We start from the raw sequence: 20,651 nt of genomic DNA, 5'->3' as shown, positions 1-20,651 counted from the left end.
TCGTGGCGCAGCACAACGAGATCGAGTTCGAGAAGGAGATCGCCGAGTATCTGGCCGCGCACGGGTGGCTGTACTCGCCGAACGACAAGGGCTACGACCGCGAGCGGGCGCTTTTCCCGGAGGACGTGCTCGACTGGTTGAGGGAAACGCAGCCCGAGCAAGTCGACAAGGTGGTCCGGCCCGACGCCAAGGACGTCGCCAAGCAGGAGGCACAGCTCCTCGATCGGCTGGTGAAGGTGCTCGATCTGCCGTTGGAGAACGGTGGCGGCACGCTGAATGTGCTGCGGAACGGTTTCTCCCACCTGTCCGGCAAGTTCGCGATGTGCGTGTTCCGGCCCGAGTCCACGCTCAACGCCAAACGGAACGCCGAGCATGCGGCGGTGCGGCTGCGGGTGATGCGGCAGGTGCACTTCTCCACCGCGGACAACCGCAGCGTGGATCTGGTGTTCTTCGTCAACGGACTCCCGGTCGCCACGGCGGAGCTCAAGACCGACTTCACTCAGTCGGTGGCTGACGCGATCGTCCAGTACCGGACCACACGGCTGCCGAAGGACCCCAAGTCCGGCGCGGTCCAGCCCTTGTTCGTTTCCGGCGCCCGTGCGCTGGTGCACTTCGCGGTCTCCAACGACGAGGTGTGGATGACCACCAAACTCGCCGGCGACAAGACGCACTTTCTGCCGTTCAACCGCGGCACCTCCGACGGTGGTGCCGGGAATCCGTTGAATCCCAACGGGTCTCCGTCGTCGTACCTGTGGGAGCGAGTGCTGCAGCGCGATGCGTGGCTGAACATCCTGGGCCGGCTGATGTACATCAAGCATGAGCAGTCGACCGATCCGATCAGCGGCAAGACCACACGTTCGTCGTCGTTGCGGTTCCCGCGCTTTCACCAATGGGAGGCTGTCACCGAACTCACCACAGCGGTCACCGCCGAGGGGCCGGGCGAACGCTACCTGATCCAGCATTCGGCCGGGTCGGGCAAGACGGACTCGATCGCGTGGACCGCGCATCGGATGGCGCGGTTGCAGGTGGAGAACAAGAAGGTCTTCGACTCGGTCATCGTGGTGACCGACCGCAACGTCCTCGACGCGCAGTTGCAGGACGCGATCAAGCAGATCGACAACGACCAGGGCATCGTCGTCGCCATCGACCGGGATGAAGCTGCCAAGGCCGGCGGCTCCAAGTCCGGGCTGTTGGCGAAGGCGTTGACCGACGGCAAGCTGATCATCGTCGTGACGATTCAGACGTTCCCGTACGCCATGACGGCGATCCGGGAGAATAAGGGGCTGGCGGGCAAGACGTTCGCGGTGATCGCCGACGAGGCGCACTCGTCGCAGTCGGGGCAGATCGCCGGCAAGCTCAAAGCGGTTCTCACCGCCGAGGAGTTGCAGGATCTGGAGGATGGCGGAGAGGTGGACGTCGAGGCGATCCTCGCGGCGGAGGTCACCGATCGGGCGGTCTCGTCGAACATCTCGTACTTCGCGTTCACCGCGACCCCGAAGGGCAAGACTCTCGAGTTGTTCGGTCGTCGGCCAAGCCCGGACGAGGCGCCGGCGCCGTTCCACATCTACACGATGAAGCAGGCCATCGAAGAGGGCTACATCCTCGACGTGCTGACCGGCTATCACAGCTTCAAGCTGGCGTTCCAGATCGGCCAGAACGCCGCCGCCGAAGTCGACGAGGTGGACCAGTCTGAGGCGACGAAGGCGGTGATGAAGTGGGTGAAGCTGAACCCGCAGACCATCGCGCAGAAGTCGGCGATCATCGTCGAGCACTTCCGGGACAACGTCGCCGGTCTGCTCGACGGGCACGCGAAGGCGATGGTCGTTGCCGACTCCCGCAAGGCCGCCGTCCGGTACAAGCTGGCGATCGACGAGTACATCGCGAAGAAGGGCTACGGTTACGAGACGCTCGTCGCGTTCTCCGGCGGAGTTAAGGACCTCGAATCCGGTCCGGAAGACTTCACCGAGGCCAACATGAACCCGGGCATCCGTGATTTGCGGACCGCGTTCACCGGCGACCGCTACAAGGTGATGATCGTCGCCAACAAGTTCCAGACCGGTTTCGATCAGCCACTGCTGTGCGCGATGTACGTCGACCGGAAGCTCTCGGGAGTGACTGCAGTGCAGACGCTGTCGCGTCTCAACCGGACCTACCGCACGCCGTCGGGCACGCCGAAGACGGCGTCGATGACCCAGGTGGTCGACTTCGTCAATGAGCCGGCCGCGATCCGCGAAGCGTTCGAGCCGTACTTCACCGACGCGTTCCTCGAGACCGAGACCGACCCGAACCTGGTGCACGACCTGTCGGCCAAGCTCGACACCGCCGCGATCTATACCCAGGCCGAGATCGATCAGTGCGCAGACGCGTTCATGAAGAACAAGGGCAACAGCGCACTGTCCGCCGCCGTGGGCCCAGGCCAGAAGCGGTTCGCCGACCGCTATAACGCGGCCCTGATCGATAACGGCGGCGAGGGCGACAAGGCCGAGCTCGCTGTGCTCGACATGTTCCGGCGCGACGTCGGTTCCTTCGTCCGGCTCTACGACTTCATGTCCCAGATCATCGACTACGGCGACCCCGAGCTGGAGAAGAAGCAGATCTACCTGCGCCACCTCGAACGGGTCATCCAACCGGAGAACTACACCGCACCGATCGACCTGAGCGACGTGGTCCTCAAGCAGGTCAAGCAGGTCGACCAGGGCAAGACCGACATCAGCCTCGGCGCCAAGGTCGGTCTGACCGGGATCACTGCGACCGGCTCCGGCGAGCGTCGCGATCCGACAATGGTCGCCTTGCAGCAGGTCCTCGATCGGCTCAACGACCTGTTCGGCTCCGAGGACTTCTCACAGGCCCAGAAACTGTCGTTCGTCGAAGCCCTCCTCAGGACTCTCCTGGACGACGCCGACCTGGTGCAGCAGGCCAAGGTCAACACCGCCAAGCAGTTCACCGAGTCACCGGACTTCGAGTTCGCCGTGACCGGCGCGGTGGCCGACAACCAGGGCGCCCACGCGAAGATGAGCGACTTCTTCTTCAGCAACACCCCCGGCCGCACCCACCTCATGTCCGACATCGCGAAGTGGTTCTACCAGGTCGTAGCCGACCAGAACAATTAGAAGGCGGTCACCGAGTATGGTCCGCTCCTGTAACCAACTGACGCCGCACGCGTTCGCCGCTCCACTACCCGAAACGAATGGAACGTTCAGGACCGCGGACGGCCAGCCGACGGCTACATGCTGGTCACCAAGACCAGTCGCCTCGCAGCTGACTCCCAAACGGATCCTTGTCGACGATCCACCAGCCACCCATCCAACCGCAGGATCGTCTGTGACTAGAGATCCTGCGGACAGCAGAGGGTTCGGCTGCAAGTTGAAGCCGACGCCAGCGAAGGCATACGAAGCAACGTTCGAGGCCTCGGCGTGATGGACATCGAGAAGCCTGTACCTGCCGTCGCGTTCATCGTCAGCGCAGGCGAGGAGCATGGCATTGCCCGGCACAGGTCGTTCGGCTGGAGGGTTGAGGCTAGGAGCACGAGCTTCTACATCAAGGTTATGCATCCTGGCATGAATGACTTCAAGATCAGTCTCCACGGGCCCGACGACAGGCCGCAGATAGGACCTCCCATCCTAAAGCTTGGCTACGAGTCCACCACCGGGCAGCGCGGATCTACTGAGGACCGCGTGGTAGGTCCCGACGTTATCCTCCCCCTTGTGTTCGCTGGCCAGCGGATCACCCCGCACGTTCGCAGGGTTATCCGCTTCAACTTCACATCGGACCTCTTCGCAGAAGACCTACCCCTCGGCTACGACGTGAAGTCGTCCAAGTCTGTTCTGAAGTCCGGTCATCACGCAAAGTGGACCATGCCCAACGCGGGAGGGCTTCATGTTGACGTGTACCTCTCAGAAGCCGGAGCGGACCCTTACTGGCCCAATAAGGAAGCAATCAAGGCCGCACGCGCTGGACTCGGACCGTTGGTTAACACCGCTGGGCAATCTCTTAGCCTCGTTGCGACGCGGGTGAAGTCACCACACAACCGCGACCCGAATCACCAACCCTTGACTGATGCCGAAGTTGCAGATCTAGAGCCGCCGCTGGTCAGATGGGTCTCTATGAAGCCCGATAAAAACGGCTTGCTATGGATCACCGAAAAAGTCGGACCGGCGAAGCTCGACGCAGATGACGCATAGACCAATGGCCTTCCCCGCCGTACAGGAAGGACCTTCGATCAGACCCGAGCTAGACAACATGCGAGTCGGTGATCTCAACCTGTGGCTAGTCGGCCAGCTTCTGGTGCTCGGCAGGGACGCGATACAGGCGATGTGCTTACACGCGTCCACACCGCAAGTGCCTTCGGCACGCCGCGAGTAGAACCCTCATCATGTACGGCACCGAATTCGCTTCGGTGGGAGCAACCAAGCCGCAGGCGTGCGAGCTCACCGCGTTCGCGACGTGAATCCCCCAAGTGAAACTGCCGCTGGTGCTGTCGAGGTCACCCACCCACTCGAATCCCAAGTTTCTGGGCTCTTCGGATCTCAGAGTGCGTTGATGCGTCCGGCGAGCTGACCGGAGTGCAGTAGTGATCGCAAGATGTAGTGGTCGAGGTTGCGGAAGCCTTGTGCGATGCCGCGGAGGTGTTCGAGGCGTCCGTTGATGGCTTCGACGGGGCCGTTGGAGACGCCGACGTCGAAGTAGGCGAGGATCTCCGCCCGGCGAACCCACAGCGTGCGACCGAGTTGTCCCAACTCTGCCAGTCCTGGTGGTAGGCCTTTCTGGATCCGTTTGAGGACCTTCCACATCAGCTTCTTGCCCTCCCGGCGTTGCGGGTGCTCGTAGGCGGCGATGATCTGCAGATAGATCTGGTGCGTCACCTCGACCGCCACATGCTCGTCGCGGCTGGTCAACGCCTCAAACAACCGGATTTTCTGTTTGCCGGTGAGCAGCGCAGTCCGGGTGTGCAGGATCCGGCGCACCATGTAGAGCGGGTCACCGGCCCGTCCTCGGTGCCCGCAGGTGTCCTGCTGGACCCGGGTGCGGCAGCGGTCGAGTTTTTCCCCGGCCAGGCGAACAACGTGGAACGGGTCCATCACGATCCGAGCGTCGGGGAGTTCCTCAGCAGTGGCGGTCTTGTAACCGGTGAACCCGTCCATCGCCACCACCTTCACCCGATCCCGAAACTGCTGGTCACGCCGGGCCATCCACGTTTTGAGGACCAGTTTGGATCGGCCGGCGATCATGTCGAGAAGCCGGGCCGGGCCGGTACCGTCGACGACGGGGGTCAGGTCGATCAGAACGGTCACCCACCCTGAATCGCCTTGTCCGCGAACGTGTTTCCACTTGTGCTCGTCCACCCCGAGATGGCGTACGCCGGCCAGGTGGCCGCCGTCGTAGACCAGTGCTCGGGCTGATTCGACCGCCACCTTGTTGACCGTGGCCCAGTCGATCCCGAGCTGTGCGGCGACCGCGGCCACGCTCATCTTGTCGATCGCGATGCGTTGCAGGATCCACCGTCCGGTGCGGCCGGTGATTACCGCTCGGGGCGCCGCGAGGTGAGTGATGCCGGCGCGGAACACAACCGTCGGGCAGTCGATAGTGCTGCAGGTGAAGCGTGGGACCGCCACGTGCAGCAGAACCGGTCGCCCGGCCGCCGGGATGTCGGTCAGCACCCGATCGACGTGATCACGCCGCTGACCAGCAATGTTACAGCTGGGGCAGTGCCGGTCGGGGTTCAGGACCTCGCAGAAAATATGGGTCCGGTCCTCGGCGTCGACGGCGGCTCCGGTGATCGTGACGCCGAGTTCGACGGTTCGGCAGATCGTGTCGGCAACAGCACAAGTAGGCTCGTTCATGGGTCCTGGTCGTGTGAGTTCGGGTGGTGTGAGAACTTCCATTCTCACACCCAGGACCCGCCTACATGTTGTGGTCGTACGTGCTCGACCCGAACCTCACTTACGCACTCTCAGATCCGAAGAGCCTAAGGGGCTCTTCGTTTTTCAGAGTGCGTTGACCCTTTCGGCGAGCTGACCGGAATGCAGTAGGGATCGCAAGATGTAGTGGTCGAGGTTGCGGAAGCCCTGGGCGATTCCGCGGAGGTGTTCGAGGCGTCCGTTGATGGCTTCGACGGGTCCGTTGGAGACGCCGGTGTCGAAGTAGGCGAGGATGTCGGCGCGCCTGTTCCATAGGCTTCGTCCGAGTTGAGCGAGCTCGGTCAGGCCGGCTGGTAGTCCGGTGCGGATCCGTCGCAGGATCTTGTACATGAGTTTCTTGCCCTCGCGGCGGTGTCGGTGTTCGTAGGCGGCGATGAGTTGCTGATACACCTGATGGGTGATCTCCACGGCGGCGTGTGCGTCGTGGCTGGTCAGCGACTCGAATAGGCGGATCTTCTGTTTGTCGGTGAGGAGTTCGGTGCGGGTGTGCAGGATCCGGCGGATCTTGTAGAGCGGGTCGTCTTTGCGGCCGCGGTGTCCGCATACCTGCTGCTGGATCCGTTGCCGGCACTGGTCGAGTTTGCTCGCGGCCAGGTGTACGACGTGGAACGGATCCATCACCACCCGAGCGGTGGGGAGTTCTTCGGTGGTGGCGCTCTTGTAGCCGGTGAATCCGTCCATCGCCACGACCTTGATCCGATCCCGGAACTGCTGGTCTCGCGCCTGCATCCACTGCTTGAGGACCTGTTTGGATCGTCCGCCGATCATGTCGAGCAGCCGTGCCGGGCCGGTCCCGTCGATGACCGGAGTCAGGTCGATCAGGACCGTGACGAAACTCGGTTCCCCTTGTCCGCGAACGTGTTTCCATTTGTGCTCGTCCACACCGAGGCAGCGGACCCCGTCGAGGTGGTCGCCGTCGTAGACCAGTGCTCGTGCGGCGTCTGTGGCGATCTGGTTGACCGTGTTCCACGAGATCGCGAGGTTCGCGGCCACGGCGGCCACGCTCATCTTGTCGACCACGATGCGCTGCAAAATCCAGCGTTCGGTCCTGGTCGTGACCACTGCTCGCGGTCGGGCGATGTGGTCGATCCTCGCGCGGAAGACCGACCTGGAGCAGTCGCTGGTGTGGCAGACGAACCGCGGAACCGCCACGTGCAGGAGGACTGGATAGCCGGCGGCGGGCGTGTCGGTCAGGACCCGTACGACCCGATCGCGTGGTTGACCTGCCATATTGCAGTCCGGGCAGCGTCGATCGGGGTCGAGGACCTCGCAGAAAATGTGGGTCCGGTCATCGGCGCCGACGGCCGCACCGGTGATCGTCACGCCCAACTCGACGGTTCGGCAGATCGTGTCGGCAACATCGGAAGTAAGCTCAGCCATGGGTCCTGTGGTGTGCGTCGGGGTTGTTGAGGAACTTCCATGATCACACCCAGGGCCCGCCTACATCTTGTGGTCGCCCGCGCTCGTCCCGAACCTCACCTACGCACTCTTAGATCTGAAGAGCCCGTTAAGGTCCTGGTCAATTCTGGCGGGACCACGCATCCACATGGCATCCACAACCCGAGTGACGTCCGATTCTTCCGAAGGCGAGAGCTCGACATTCTCCAACGCAGAAGCAAGCCTCTTGAGTGCTTCCGCGGTCGAATGGACGGGAAATTCCTCCTTGACGTAGCGATAAGGAACTTCCACCTCATCAGCGTCGCGGCCGATATAGATCTCGTTGACGTTCGCCCCCTGGTCGCTCAGGATGTGGCATGGAATTCGGCCTCCATAGTCGGCTCGATACTTGAGGATCTGATCCATCGCGGATCGCTTGCCGCCGGCGACATTCTTGTACGTCCAGAATCGAAGTCCCGACAACTCTTCCTCGGCGATGACGTCACCGTCCAGGACAGCAAGGTTGGCGGCGACCTCGTCGAGGTATCCGTCGTCACAGCGCACCGCCGCACGGTCGAAAAGCAGGCTGTGCGATGCCCAGGTTCCATGTGCTGGTGCACCCAAGGGCTTGTGTTCGCAAATCGCCAATACTTCCTCGTTATCTGGATATGTCACCACCCAGTCGACTCCGTTGCCAGACTCAACGACGTACGGGACGCGGCCGTTCACAAGATCGGCCTCGGTGAGGGATGGCGCGATCATCTGCACGACGGCCCAACGCAGCGCGTCGTTGTCCGAGGATCCGAGCGCCGCAACCGCCTTGTTGATGCCGCCCTCATGGGCTTTGAGGGCAACGCCGGTGCTCGACCGCCATGTGGACCGTAGCGGCTCCGCATACGGTGCGTCGCCGGAACTTCCCAGGTCAATCCCTTGTGCCACGTCCGCTGCAATCCGCTCATCGTTCATTCCGCTAACGTACGCCGCCCATCCGACAACATTCCCGGCCTCAATGAGTCGACACCCGCCGCTGTGTAGTCGGCCGGCTACGGCACCGAACATCGGAAGCTCTGCAAACCGGACTGTGCCCGAGGCGGTGTCGCATCTCGACCCGGCGGGATCTGGCTGTTCGCGCCTCACGCCGGCAACTTCACGAGGGTCTCGCTGTACTCGTCCGTCACCGCGCCGCCGCAGACTTTCCGGTTGACCGGCCACGTCCCACGATGACCGCCCCTCCGCGCTGCCAGTAACTTCCGCGGCCCTCAACCCTTGCCACCGACTCCGGGTTTGCGGTGTGATTAGAGTCACCTTCGCATCGGGCTCTGCCAGGTAGACGGGATCCGACCCGCCGCGCGGAGGTCGGCTGGAAGGACCCCCGATGCCCAGTTCACGACACCTTCTCGCACTCCTCCGCACACGCCGCGAGCGTCACCGACGGCATCGCTCCGGGCCGATCGCCGCTGTCTCGCTCCTGACGGTCGGTCTCCTTGCCCTCACCGGAGTCCCGACCGCCCACGCCGAACCGGGCGCGAACACCGGGTTCGCGCTTCCGTTCTCCGGAGCACCGGCCTTCGAGTACGTCGCACCGACCAAGACAACCGCCCCCAGCAAGATCAACCAGCCCCTCGGCCAGAAGGCCGCCGACGCGCTCGCGGCGCGGATCGGTCTGCATCGCTCAGATGCGTTGTCGCCGAAGCAGGCTCGCGACCTGGTCAGCGGTCGCGGCGTGGGCGGCGATCCGCAAGCCGCCAAGACCATCGACGCCTCCATCGCGATCCTCACCAACACGGTGGGCCGTCCGATGCTGTCCAAGATCAACGGGCAGGTGGTCCCGTCGGTGCTCGGCAGCTACGGCGTGTACGTCAACACCCGCGGCCAGCTGCAGAGCCCCGCGAACGCGGACGCACCGACCCGCAAGGTCAACACGTTGATCGCACCCGGCGGCTACGTCGGCCAGTGGCTGCGCGCCAACGGCGCCACCCACACCCTGCTCGCGCTCTATCGGTCCGCCTACACCGTCGAGGTGCCGTTCGGGTTCGTCGCGCAGCAGATCTCGGGCGACGCCCAGTTGGTCACCAACACCAAGGGCGGCGTGACGACCACGGTCGGCATGTCGATGGCAGCCCCGCTGTGGATCGTGAACTTCGCGTTGATCTACATCGTGAGTCCCCGCCTCGCCGCGGCGATGCCGGCGCACTGGACGCCGATCCCGCCGGAGGTCGTGCGGGCGATCGAAGCCAGCCCCACCGGCCAGGTGCCCTACGCCCGCTACCAGCAGTACTTTCGCTGACCGCAGCGAGCACTGACCACCCGACTTCGTCGAGACGACTCCCGGAATAGACCTCGCGGGGACGACGTTGCACAGGCTGGATCGGTTGCGTTCCGTGTCCCCCGGGCTCAACCCTTTGCCTTCGCGGAGTTCCGTTCGGCTGGAGCCGCGTCGCGCCTTTCGCCGAGAGGCGACCGAGCGCAACCGGTCCGCCCTCCCGGCGGCGACGCCGCCAAGGACTTTCGCACCCACCCAACGTGTAAGGTAAGCCTCACCTATTGGAGAGGTTTGCTCGTGGCTGCTGCCCACCACCCCACAGCAGCCGACGCAGCTCTCATTCCGGCCGGACTGTTGCTCTCCACACGCTCGACGGCCCACCGCCCCGTCGGACACCTCGACGGCTGCGTGGAAGAGCCGCACAGCCACGGCGAGCACACCCTCTTCTGGCCCGAACGAGGCTTCAGCGAAGTCCGCACCCGAGACCAGCTCTGGAACCTGACCGTCGGTCAGGGCCTGTGGGTCCCGGCGGGCACCGAACACTCGGTGGACCGGCGATCGTCGACCACTCCGGCCGCGATGTACATCCGCCCAACAGCGTGGCGACGCGCCGTGGGACCGGTGCGCACCGTGGTGGTCAACACTGCACTTCGCGAACTCCTCGCCCATCTCGACTGGACACCCATGCCCCGCGCACAGCGCCTGCGCGCGCAGGAAGTCTGCCTGGAATTGATCACCGACGGATCGCGGCCGACCATCACCGTGCCACTCCCGCACGACCAGCGCATCGCCGAGATCGCGCGGCAGATCATGGCCGACCCCGCCGACAACCACTCGATCGACGACTGGGCGTACCGGACTTCGCAGAGCTCACGCACCATTGCTCGCGCATTTCGCGCCGAAACCGGGCTCACCTTTACCCAATGGCGCACCCACGCGCGCATGGCCCGCGCAGTCGAGCTCCTCGGCGAAGATCTGCCGGTCGGGGTCGTCGCACGTCGCGTCGGCTACAACACCAGCAGCGCCTTCACGGCCGCCTTCCGTCGCCTGCTGAATCAACCGCCGAGCGAGTTTGTACCCGGCCGCGCCCCCTGACCGCACGGCGTGTCCGCAATGCGACCGAGAGTGTCCGATAGTCGACGACGCGGCCGCATAGCGTGGATCCGACCAAAGATAGGCAACCCTTACTAGGGCCCACCCCTCTGTGAAAGGCACGTTCTCATGTTCCGACTTCGGCGGACGCTCCTGACTGCCACCATCGCTGTGGCCGCGGTCGCAGCCCTCGGCGCCACCACCGCGTGCAGCACCTCCGACAACTCGTCGACGAGCGGCCCGGCCGCCGCGGGCTTCCCCGTCACCATTGAGCACGTCCACGGCGCCACCGAGATCCCCACCAAACCGCAGCGTGTGGTGACTCTGGGCTGGATGGCCGAGGACGTCGTCGCCGCCCTCGGCACCGCGCCGGTCGGTGTCCCCAAATCGTGGGCGGGCGACGACCAAGGCTACGCGCCCTGGTTCCGCGATCAGGTGCAGAACGTCTTGCGCCAGGATCTGCCCGCGGTCCTCAAGGAAGGCGAGGAGCCCGACTACGAGCAGATCCTGCAACTGGACCCTGATCTGATCCTGGCCCCGCACTCGGGCGTCACCGAGAACCAGTACAAGCGGCTGAGCGCTATCGCGCCCACCGTCGCCTACCCGGAACGCGCCTGGCGCTCCGGCACCTGGCAGGACCTCACCGGCGTGGTGGCCACCGCGCTGGGCGAGAAAGCCCGAGGCGACGAACTGATCACCCAGACGCAGAACCAGATCACCGCGGCCTCCGACGCCCATCCGGAGATGAAGGGCAAGTCGTTCCTCTACGGCGTGGCCCTCTCGCCGGGCAGCACCGAGTTGGGCGTGTACGCCGCCGGCGATTCACGGGTGGCCTTCATCCGCGAGTTCGGGCTGGTCGACTCCCCCGATCTTGCCCAGGCGCTCGGCAAGATCGGCAGCGACGAGGTCTACGGCGGGACGAGCCTGGAAAACCTCGGCGACATCGCCAGCGACCTGTTCATCGGATGGTCGTCGAGCACCCAAGAAACCCAGGACACGCTCAAGGATCCGAAGTTCTCGCGGTGGACGCCGATCGTCGACGGAAACTACCTGTTCCTGGAGAGCCGACAGATGGGCATGGCCACCAACGCGCCCTCCCCGCTGAGCATTCCGTGGGCCATTGCCCACGGCTTCGTGCGGGAACTGGCGAGTGCAGTCAGCGGCGGTCGCGTCGTGGTGCCCGCGCCGTGAGCCCCGCATCGTCGCCCACGTCCGAGCACGTCGCCGAACTGCGACGGGTGTACACAGAGCTGCCCGCCGACTACGTCCCCCGCCTACACGTCGGATCCGTGGTGGGCACGTCCACGGTCAGCCCCGGCATGCTGCGTGTGACGCTGGGCGGCGACGATCTGCGAGACTTCCCGACCAGCGGCATCGGCGACGAGTACGTGCGTCTGTTCTTTCCCGACGCCCATCGGGAAACAGTGTGGCCGAGGCTGATCTCGAACAGTTGCGAATATCCCGACGACGCGGCGCCGCTGCCGATGCGGACCTACACGATTCGTGCCCACCGTCCCGGCGAAGTGGACATCGACTTCGTCATCCATCCCGGTGGAATCGCCGCCGACTGGGCCGCCGCGGCGGAGCCGGGACAACAGGTGGGGATCACGCCGCCGCGCCATCTGTACCAGCGACCCGACTGGGCGCACCGGCAGATCCTGCTCGCCGACGAACCGGCGTTGCCGGCGGCGCTGCGCATCGCGGAACTGACCGCCCACCTGATCCCCACCACGGTGATCGGTGAGGTCCGTGGGGCCCACTGCCAGATCGAAGCCGACACCGACGCCGCCGTCGAGTACATCTGGCTGCGCGGCAGCGGCAACGGCCATGCCCCCAGCAGCTTGGAAAAGGTGTTGCGGCGCACCGAGATCGACGAGCAGACCTTCGTCTGGGTCGCCTCCGAGACGCGGATCAATCGGGCCACCCGCAAACTGCTCCGCCATGACCGCAAGCGGCCGGCGGACGGCTATCGGACCGTGGGCTACTGGATCGACAATTCCGAGGAGTGGGAGAGCCGCTACGCCGCGCTCGCCCCGGAGATCCGCGCGCACCTGGACGCCCTATACGAGAGCAGTCAGGGTTCGGAAGAGATCGTCGACGAAGTGTTCCGGATCTATGAGGCCGCCGGCCTGTGACCAGCACACTCCCTGCCGCCGGCCGGCACAGCACGCGGCCTGCATCGTCGGAGTTCCCGGACGCCCGCCCGCACCGGAAGCTGGGACTGGTGCTGGCGGCCGTGGTCCTCGCGGCCACGGTCCTGGCGTCGATCTCGGTCGGCGCCGCGGCGATCTCCCCGAGCACCATCGTCGACGCGCTTCTGCATTACGACGATACGATCGACGCCCACGTCACAATTCACGAGCTACGCATCCCGCGCACCGTCGTCGGGCTCATCGTGGGACCGGCCTTGGGGCTGTGCGGCGCGCTGACCCAGGCCTACACCCGCAATCCGCTGGCCGATCCGGGCGTCCTCGGCGTTAACGCCGGTGCCATGTTCGCGGTGGCCGTCGCTATCGGCTTGCTGGGTGTCACGGCCCCGCTCGGCTACATCTGGTTCGCACTACTCGGCGCCGCGGTGGTGACCGGCCTGGTGTATTTGTTGGGGTCCATCGGCGGCGGACGCGCGACGCCCGCGAAGCTGCTGCTGGCCGGGGTGGCCATCACCGCCGCGCTCGGCGGCCTCACCACCGCATTGATCCTCAAGCAGCGCGAGACTTTCGACAGCATGCGGTACATGCAGATCGGGTCGATCGGCGGACGCGACCTGGTCACCGTCTTGGGCTTCGCTCCCCTGATCGTGGTCGGCATTCTCCTGGGTGCCGCGGCGGCCCGCTCCCTGAACGCGCTGGCACTGGGCGACGCCGTGGCCGCCGGCCACGGGGTACGGACCGGGCTGCTGCGCACCGGGGTGCTCGTATCGATCACGCTGTTGGCTGGCACCGCCACCGCCATCGCCGGACCGATCGGCTTCGTCGGCCTGATGGTGCCCCACGTGGTGCGTTGGTTCGTGGGCCCCGATCAGCGCTGGATCTTCGCCTATACGCTGCTCGTCGCCCCGGCATTGCTGCTGTTCTCCGACGTGCTCGGCCGCATCATCTTGCCCAGTGGCGAGCTGCGCGTCGGCTTGGTCACCGCCTTCGTCGGAGCCCCGGTGCTCATCCTGCTGGCGCGTCGTAAGTCGGTGAGCGGCCTGTGAGCGTCGACCACGGGTATCGCGCCCTGAATGTGCGCCTAGCGCGTGTGCCGGTGTCCGGCACCATCCGGCTGCGGACCGCCGTGGTGTCGGGCGTGCTGGCCGTCGTCCTGCTGCTCACCGCGGTGGTGGCCCTGTGCTTGGGGACCATCGAGCTCACGCCCGGCGAGGTGCTCGCTGCCCTGACCGGACAAGCCGACCCGCGCACCGAGATGCTGGTGCTCGAGTGGCGCCTGCCGCGCGTAGCCTTCGCCGTCGTCTGCGGTGTGGCGCTGGCGGTGGCCGGCACGATCTTCCAATCGCTGACCCGAAATCCGCTGGGTTCGCCGGATATTCTCGGCTTCTCCACCGGCGCGTACACCGGCGCGATCGCGGTGATGCTGTGGTTCGGTTCCACCCGCTACACCGATATCGCGCTCGGATCGTTGGGCGGCGGACTCCTTACCGCTGGCGTGGTCTACCTGCTGGCCTACCACCGCGGTTCGGTGCAGCCGTTCCGCCTGATCATCATGGGTATCGGCGTGGCAGCCATGTTGAGCTCACTCAACGCGGCCCTCCTGCTGTTCATCGACGTCGACACCGCGATGCTCGCAGCCGTGTGGGCTGCCGGGTCGCTCAACGATCTGGGAGCCGAACAGCTGTGGCCGCTCCTGGGCGCGCTGGCGGTAGTGCTGGTCGCCGTCGCGGCGATCGCCTCCCCGCTCACGCAACTCGAACTCGGCGACGACAACGCGCGCGCACTCGGTATCCCGGTAGAAACCATTCGCGGCGCCGCCGTCGTCCTCGGTGTCGGGCTGACCGCCTTGGTCACTGCCGCGGTCGGCCCCATCGCCTTCGTCGCCCTGGCGGCCCCGCAGATCGCCAAGCGACTGACCCGCAGTACCGGCCTCGTGCTGATTCCGTCCGCCCTGGTCGGAGCCCTAGTGCTGCTGGCCTCGGATGTCCTCGCTCAACGCGCAGGCTTCCCCGTCGGCGTCGTCACCGTCTCACTGGGCGGCCTGTATCTGACCTGGCTTCTGGCCTCGGAATATCGGAGGAGAGCATGACCCACATCGCAGAGCTGATCCCCACACTCGTTCCCGCGCCGCCCACCGTGGTGGCCGTCGACGGCGTCAGCGTCGGCTACGACGACAAGGTCATTTGCCGCGACGTCAGCATCGAGGTGGCTCAGGGATCATTCACCGCGATCATCGGCCCGAACGCCTGCGGCAAGTCCACGCTGTTGCGTGCGATCGCGCGGCTCCTGCCGGTCGGCGCCGGCTCCGTGCTGCTCAACGGCAAAGACCTCAGCGACATCCGCACCCGCACGGTGGCCCAGCAGCTGGGGCTGCTGCTCCAAACCTCGCTCGCACCGGAGGGCATCACCGTGACCGATCTGGTGAGCCGCGGCCGCTACCCGCACCAGCGGATGTTCGACCGGTGGTCCAGCCAGGACGAGGCCGCCGTGTCCGAGGCGTTGACCGCCACCGGCACCCTGCCGCTTGCGGGCCGACTGGTCGACGAACTCTCCGGCGGGCAGCGGCAGCGCGTCTGGCTGGCGATGGTCCTGGCCCAGCAGACACCTATTCTGCTCCTCGACGAGCCGACCACGTTCTTGGACATCGCCCACCAGTACAGCCTGCTCGAACTCTGCGAGCGGCTCCGCGTGGAACACGGTCGCACGATCGTGGTGGTGCTGCACGATCTGAATCAGGCGGCACGGTACGCCGACCAGCTGGTGATGATGAAGGACGGCGTCGTCGAGGCCGCCGGCTGTCCGAGCGAGGTGATCACCGCCGAGCGCGTCGAGGCAGTGTACGGCTTGCGATCGCAGGTGATCCCCGATCCCGAGACGGGCTCTCCCCTGGTGATCCCCCGAGCCGGCGACTGCGTCGTCTAGCGTGCCTGGCGCATTCCGAAGCGCCCCACACCGCGCTTGTGAGGACGGTCACTACATGAGAGGCTGAGTACCGAACGATCGGTCGGTCTAGATCGATGGGGGGCGTTCTTTCCGCACGTGACATCCGGGAACAGCACCACCCGGTCGGACCAAGGAGAACTGTGACCACCTCGACTATCGACATCCCCCACCTGGGCGGATCGACCATCGGCTACCGCTTCGGCCGCGAGTACGACCCCGCGCTCCCGACCATGGTGATGGTCAACTCCTTCACTACTTCGGTGGAGCTCTACCGCCCGCAGTTCGCCAATGAAGAACTGCTGGACACGATGAACCTGCTCGCCATCGAGCCCTACGGGCACGGCGCCACCCGCGCCACCTATGAGCAGTTCACCTACTGGGACAGTGCTGTCGCGAACCTGCAGGTCCTCGAGGCGCTCGGCATCTCCGAGGCGTTCGCGCTCGGCACCTCGCAGGGCGGCTGGATCGTGACGCGGATGGCCATGCTCGCGCCGTCGGTGATCAAGGGGATCGTCGTGTTCGGCACCTCGATGGACTACGAGAGCACGGCCAGCATGGAGCGCGGTTGCTGGAACGCCGCCGAGTTCGCCGGCCCCTCGGTAGACGCCCTGGCGACACCGGTCGGCGACGACTGGGTGGTCGACGCCGACTTCGTCACCGCGGTCCTCGGTGCGGGCTTGGGCGAAAACGTGTCGGCCGACGAGCAGCAGTTCTGGATCCGCACGTACCAGGCGAACTACACCGGCGACGCCGGCCGTCGTCGCCTCCGGACCAGCACGATCAACCTCCGCGACCGCGACGGCATCGAAGCCCGGTTGGACGAGGTGACTTGCCCGGTGCTGTGGGTCCAGGGCACTGCGGACCAGGTGTATTCGGTCGCCAACGCCGAGGACGGCATCGCGCGCTTCACCGCGTCCCCGTCTGCGGAGCTGACGATCGTCGACGGAGGCCAACACTTCCTGACCGCGTCCGACCCGGATATCGCCGATCCCGCGATCCGCGCGTTCGTCCAGCGCTGGGCGTAGGCCGCGCCAGATTCACGTGGCCCTTGGGCCCGCAGAGTGTGAGGTTGTGATCGTCTGAGCACCACAACCTCACACTCTGTCGCTGAGCGCAGAATTGTTTCGCCACTGTACGAATATTGTCGTACCGTCGTGAAAATATGTCCTCCAGCGCAGTTCGTGACGGTTCGAGCTGCAGACCGAGCGGAGGACAAGTGCCCGAAGACCAAGTGGAAGAGTCACCGTTCTACGGCGACGCGAGCGACTTTCCGATCCACCTGGGTTTCCTTAGCGACGAGGGCAGGTACTGGCTCCAGAAGACGGACGACCCAGATGTTGCTCTGCTGGCGGAGATCGATGACGAGGCTGTCGAGTACTGGCGTCCAGGCCATGAACCAGCTGCGATTTCCGAGTCCCCAACGCTCCTCGACACACGATGGCTTCCAGACGGCATCCACGATGACGATGGTCTGAGTGACTCTCAACTCGAGGCATTTGCTTTAGCCACAACCACGATGGACCAAGTTATCCAGGGCCTGCTGGCTAGCGGCTGGCGCCTGCGCACTCAGTTCACGGTCTCCGAGCAAAGAGTCCCGCGAATCAAGGTCATTGCCGATCCGCCGAACGATGTCGATGACACCGCTATTCGCCGGGTCACCGACATGTTCAGTCTTCCCTGGGGAACCGCCGAGTTGACCTGGACCGGGCCACCACCGTCGAAATGGGGCGATGACTGGCAGCTCACTGCGGCCAGGGTCGCAGGTCGCGTGGCGCCCACAGACGAAGAGACCCTAAACGAACTGTTGGTCATCGCCATGGTCACGGCTCCACAGTGGACCGTGCGCCCGGGATTCGATCGACCGGTGATCCGGCACAGCGAGGGCGGCCACATGCCGGGGACCGCCATCTCGGTGGTCTTCGATAGCCAAGTCGCGAACCGCTCCTCTGCCGAAATCGCTGATCTGGAACGCAGGGCCGCGGTATGGGGCGATAAGCACAAGTTTGGAGTGGCGATATCGGAACCGACGAAGACGTCGGTACAGGATGCCCTTGACCGGGTCGGAGACGGGATCTCCGGCTACTACCTTCTCGGGTTCGAAAATGGCGATCGGTATCTCGGCCAGTCGACGAACATCCCCGCGAGAATTGAGACCCACAAGCGCGAACGCAAGGGAATCACGTCGGTTCGCCTGCTACCGGATCCCGAAGCCAACACTGCGACATCGCCAGTGAAACAGCTTCTTGCGTCGGAGCGCGCGCTGATTCATTCGCTGCAGCACTCGGGACTGCCGACCCGCAACAAGGCCGAGATGACGTACTGGACGGGTCATCGCGCAGTCGACGACATCTTCCCACCTGTAGACGCGACAGCAGAAGATTGGCTCAACGACCCCGTCGGCATAAACCAGCGCGGGAAGAAGATCCCGCGCATGCACACCGCAGATCTATCCGCTGGCAACGAGGCGATGTCCAAGCTCGCAGAACGCGCGGGCGAGCGACTTCAGCAGATGCTGGCGATCCAACGCGCCTATCTGGATCGGTGTCTCCCACTGCCGTCGCAAACCGAATATGAGTGGTGGGTGGTCAGCTCCCCGCTCACGACGCCTTCTCATGGAACGCTGACGAACCTGTCCGTGGGATGGACCGAATGCCTGCGAATCAACACCACCTTCTCCGGGTTCATCCAGGTGAACGGTGTCGAACTCTTCGGAGAAGACTTCGGTTCTTCCGGGGACTTCGATGACGCAGACGCGATTCGGTTCATGCGACAGCACCCCGGCGCCTACGTTGACAACGCGCCGTACTCCGACGGTGGCGCCTTCAACCTGAACATCTATGCCCCGTCGCTGGAGGTTCTGGCCGACTTGCTCGACGACACAGCGGTGACACGAGCTGCAGCGACGGCCGCTCTCAACTACATGCGGGTGCGGAAGGTCGGGGCGATCAAGAACTCACACAATCCAGTTCTTGCCGCCCTCCTCCTGGATTCCGGAACCGCTACGCAGTAGCCCGCCGCCCGGCCGACCCGCTGAGCGGCCGAGGAGGCACAGCTTGGTCGACAGAGCGTCGTGTTGTGGTTGCCTGAGCACCACAACTCGACACTCTGTGGGCGGCTGGGTCAGAACCGGGCTGGCAGGACGCCTGCGGACGGCTGATCCCCGTCCTATCGTGGGAATATGACCTCCCACGACGGCACGCAGCCCGACATCAAGCCCCGCAGCCGGGACGTGACCGACGGATTGGAGAAGACCGCGGCGCGCGGCATGCTGCGCGCGGTCGGGATGGGCGACGACGACTGGGTGAAACCGCAGATCGGGATCGGATCGTCGTGGAACGAGATCACGCCCTGCAACCTGTCGCTCGATCGCCTGGCCAAGGCCGCGAAGGAAGGCGTCCACGAGGCTGGCGGGTTCCCGCTGGAGTTCGGCACCATCTCCGTCTCCGACGGCATCTCGATGGGCCACGAGGGCATGCACTTCTCGCTGGTCTCCCGCGAGGTGATCGCCGACAGCGTGGAAACGGTGATGAGCGCCGAACGACTCGACGGCTCGGTCCTCCTCGCCGGCTGCGACAAGTCCCTGCCCGGCATGCTCATGGCCGCGGCCCGCCTGAATCTGGCGTCGGTGTTCCTCTATGCAGGGTCGACGCTGCCGGGGTACGCAACGCTGTCCGACGGCGAAGAACGCCAGGTCACCATCATCGACGCGTTCGAGGCGGTCGGCGCGTGCGCGCGCGGACTGATGAGCCGCGAGGACGTCGACACCATCGAACGCTCCATCTGCCCGGGCGAGGGCGCATGCGGCGGCATGTACACCGCCAACACCATGGCCAGTGCCGCCGAAGCGATCGGCATGTCCCTGCCGGGCAGTGCGGCGCCGCCGGCGCCGGATCGTCGTCGCGACCGATACGCCCGCGAGTCGGGGGCGGCCGTGGTCGAGCTGCTGCGCCGCGGGATCACCGCGCGCGACATCATGACCAAGGAGGCCTTCGAGAACGCGATCGCCGTGGTCATGGCGTTCGGCGGCTCCACCAATGCGGTGCTGCACCTGCTGGCCATCGCGCACGAAGCCGAGGTGGACCTGTCGCTCGCGGACTTCGCCCGGGTCGGCGCGAAGGTCCCGCACCTGGCCGACCTCAAGCCGTTCGGCGCGCACGTCATGACCGACGTCGACCGCATCGGCGGCGTCCCTGTGGTGATGAAGGCCCTGCTCGACGCGGGCCTGCTGCACGGCGACTGCCTCACCGTGACCGGTCGAACGGTGGCCGAGAACCTCGCGCACATCAGCCCGCCGAATCCGGACGGCAAGGTGCTGCGCGCCCTGGACCAGCCGATTCACCCGACTGGCGGCATCACGATCCTGCACGGCACGCTCGCGCCGGAGGGCGCGGTGGTCAAGTCGGCAGGCTTCGACACCGACGTCTTCGAGGGCGTGGCCCGCGTCTTCGACCGCGAACGCGCCGCCATGGACGCCCTCGAGGACGGCACCATCACCGCCGGCGACGTGGTGGTGATCCGTTACGAAGGTCCCAAGGGCGGCCCGGGCATGCGGGAGATGCTCGCCATCACCGGCGCCATCAAGGGCGCGGGCCTGGGCAAGGACGTCCTGCTGCTCACCGACGGCCGGTTCTCCGGCGGCACCACCGGCCTGTGCGTGGGCCACGTGGCGCCGGAAGCGGTCGACGCCGGACCCATCTCGGTGGTCCGCGACGGCGACCGCATCCGCCTCGATGTGGCCTCCGGCACCCTGGACCTGCTCGTCGACCCCGACGAGCTGGCCACCCGCGCCAAGGACTTCACCCCGCTCCCGCCGCGCTACACCCGCGGCGTCCTGGCCAAGTACGCCAAGCTCGTCACCTCGGCCTCGCGCGGCGCGATCTGCGAGTAACCCCGGCCCGCGCGGAGCCG

Annotated in this window: 15 protein-coding genes; 12 read left to right on the top strand and 3 right to left on the bottom strand. The window is 65.5% G+C overall.

Features of this window, described 5'->3' with window-relative positions; translation table 11 throughout:
* Nucleotides 1–2 precede the first annotated feature (2 nt).
* Both MUG78_RS07945 and MUG78_RS07940 read left to right on the top strand, forming a co-directional pair.
* Nucleotides 3–3,110 (top strand): type I restriction endonuclease subunit R, encoded by a 3,108-nt coding sequence (locus MUG78_RS07945; RefSeq protein WP_246993699.1) that lies wholly within the window; start codon nt 3–5, stop codon nt 3,108–3,110.
* A 306-nt stretch (nt 3,111–3,416) separates the two neighbouring features.
* The gene (locus tag MUG78_RS07940) at nt 3,417–4,181 is read left to right on the top strand and encodes a hypothetical protein (protein ID WP_246993698.1); all 765 of its coding nucleotides are present in this window, start codon (nt 3,417–3,419) and stop codon (nt 4,179–4,181) included.
* A gap of 345 nt (nt 4,182–4,526) precedes the next feature.
* Here the strand turns inward: MUG78_RS07940 and MUG78_RS07935 are convergent, their stop codons facing one another.
* From MUG78_RS07935 to MUG78_RS07925, 3 genes are all read right to left on the bottom strand, one after another.
* Nucleotides 4,527–5,840: an ISL3 family transposase gene (locus MUG78_RS07935; RefSeq protein ID WP_246993697.1), complete on the bottom strand. Its 1,314-nt coding sequence runs from the start codon at nt 5,838–5,840 to the stop codon at nt 4,527–4,529.
* A 144-nt stretch (nt 5,841–5,984) separates the two neighbouring features.
* Complete coding sequence (locus MUG78_RS07930; RefSeq protein ID WP_246993696.1) at nt 5,985–7,298, bottom strand: ISL3 family transposase; 1,314 nt, start codon at nt 7,296–7,298, stop codon at nt 5,985–5,987.
* A gap of 99 nt (nt 7,299–7,397) precedes the next feature.
* On the bottom strand, nt 7,398–8,261 hold the full coding sequence (locus MUG78_RS07925; RefSeq protein WP_246993695.1) for a hypothetical protein: 864 nt from the start codon (nt 8,259–8,261) through the stop codon (nt 7,398–7,400).
* A gap of 409 nt (nt 8,262–8,670) precedes the next feature.
* On the opposite strand from MUG78_RS07925, the gene MUG78_RS07920 reads away from it, so the two are divergent.
* The 10 genes from MUG78_RS07920 to ilvD all read left to right on the top strand — a co-directional run bounded on the left by MUG78_RS07920 (nt 8,671) and on the right by ilvD (nt 20,631).
* Nucleotides 8,671–9,582, top strand: coding sequence for a hypothetical protein (locus tag MUG78_RS07920; RefSeq protein WP_246993694.1), 912 nt, complete (start codon nt 8,671–8,673; stop codon nt 9,580–9,582).
* Between the two features lie 273 nt (nt 9,583–9,855).
* Nucleotides 9,856–10,653 (top strand): helix-turn-helix transcriptional regulator, encoded by a 798-nt coding sequence (locus MUG78_RS18275; protein WP_246993693.1) that lies wholly within the window; start codon nt 9,856–9,858, stop codon nt 10,651–10,653.
* Between the two features lie 126 nt (nt 10,654–10,779).
* Entirely contained in the window at nt 10,780–11,841 is a 1,062-nt protein-coding gene (locus MUG78_RS07910) for an ABC transporter substrate-binding protein (protein ID WP_246993692.1), read from the top strand.
* The gene (locus MUG78_RS07905; protein WP_246993691.1) at nt 11,838–12,785 is read left to right on the top strand and encodes a siderophore-interacting protein; all 948 of its coding nucleotides are present in this window, start codon (nt 11,838–11,840) and stop codon (nt 12,783–12,785) included. Before MUG78_RS07910 ends, MUG78_RS07905 begins: the two co-directional genes overlap by 4 nt.
* Nucleotides 12,782–13,846 carry a FecCD family ABC transporter permease gene (locus tag MUG78_RS07900; RefSeq protein ID WP_246993690.1) on the top strand — a complete coding sequence of 355 codons (1,065 nt, stop codon included), beginning with the start codon at nt 12,782–12,784 and terminating at the stop codon, nt 13,844–13,846. The genes MUG78_RS07905 and MUG78_RS07900 overlap by 4 nt, the downstream gene beginning before the upstream one ends.
* 50 nt (nt 13,847–13,896) lie before the next feature.
* The gene (locus MUG78_RS07895) at nt 13,897–14,889 is read left to right on the top strand and encodes a FecCD family ABC transporter permease (RefSeq protein WP_246993689.1); all 993 of its coding nucleotides are present in this window, start codon (nt 13,897–13,899) and stop codon (nt 14,887–14,889) included.
* Nucleotides 14,886–15,722, top strand: a complete 837-nt coding sequence (locus MUG78_RS07890) for an ABC transporter ATP-binding protein (RefSeq protein ID WP_246993688.1) — start codon at nt 14,886–14,888, stop codon at nt 15,720–15,722. The genes MUG78_RS07895 and MUG78_RS07890 overlap by 4 nt, the downstream gene beginning before the upstream one ends.
* Before the next feature lie 161 nt (nt 15,723–15,883).
* Complete coding sequence (locus MUG78_RS07885) at nt 15,884–16,768, top strand: alpha/beta fold hydrolase (RefSeq protein WP_246993687.1); 885 nt, start codon at nt 15,884–15,886, stop codon at nt 16,766–16,768.
* Between the two features lie 191 nt (nt 16,769–16,959).
* A complete protein-coding gene (locus MUG78_RS07880) occupies nt 16,960–18,753 on the top strand; it encodes a GIY-YIG nuclease family protein (protein WP_246993686.1) in 1,794 nt (597 codons plus the stop codon).
* 168 nt (nt 18,754–18,921) lie between these two features.
* Complete coding sequence (gene ilvD / locus MUG78_RS07875) at nt 18,922–20,631, top strand: dihydroxy-acid dehydratase (protein ID WP_246993685.1); 1,710 nt, start codon at nt 18,922–18,924, stop codon at nt 20,629–20,631.
* The last annotated feature ends 20 nt before the right edge of the window (nt 20,632–20,651 follow it).

The sequence above is a fragment of the Gordonia alkaliphila genome, assembly GCF_023017165.1.
Lineage (GTDB): Bacteria > Actinomycetota > Actinomycetes > Mycobacteriales > Mycobacteriaceae > Gordonia > Gordonia alkaliphila.
Note: the sequence above shows the minus strand (reverse complement) of the source record. Positions and strands in the feature narration are given on the sequence as shown.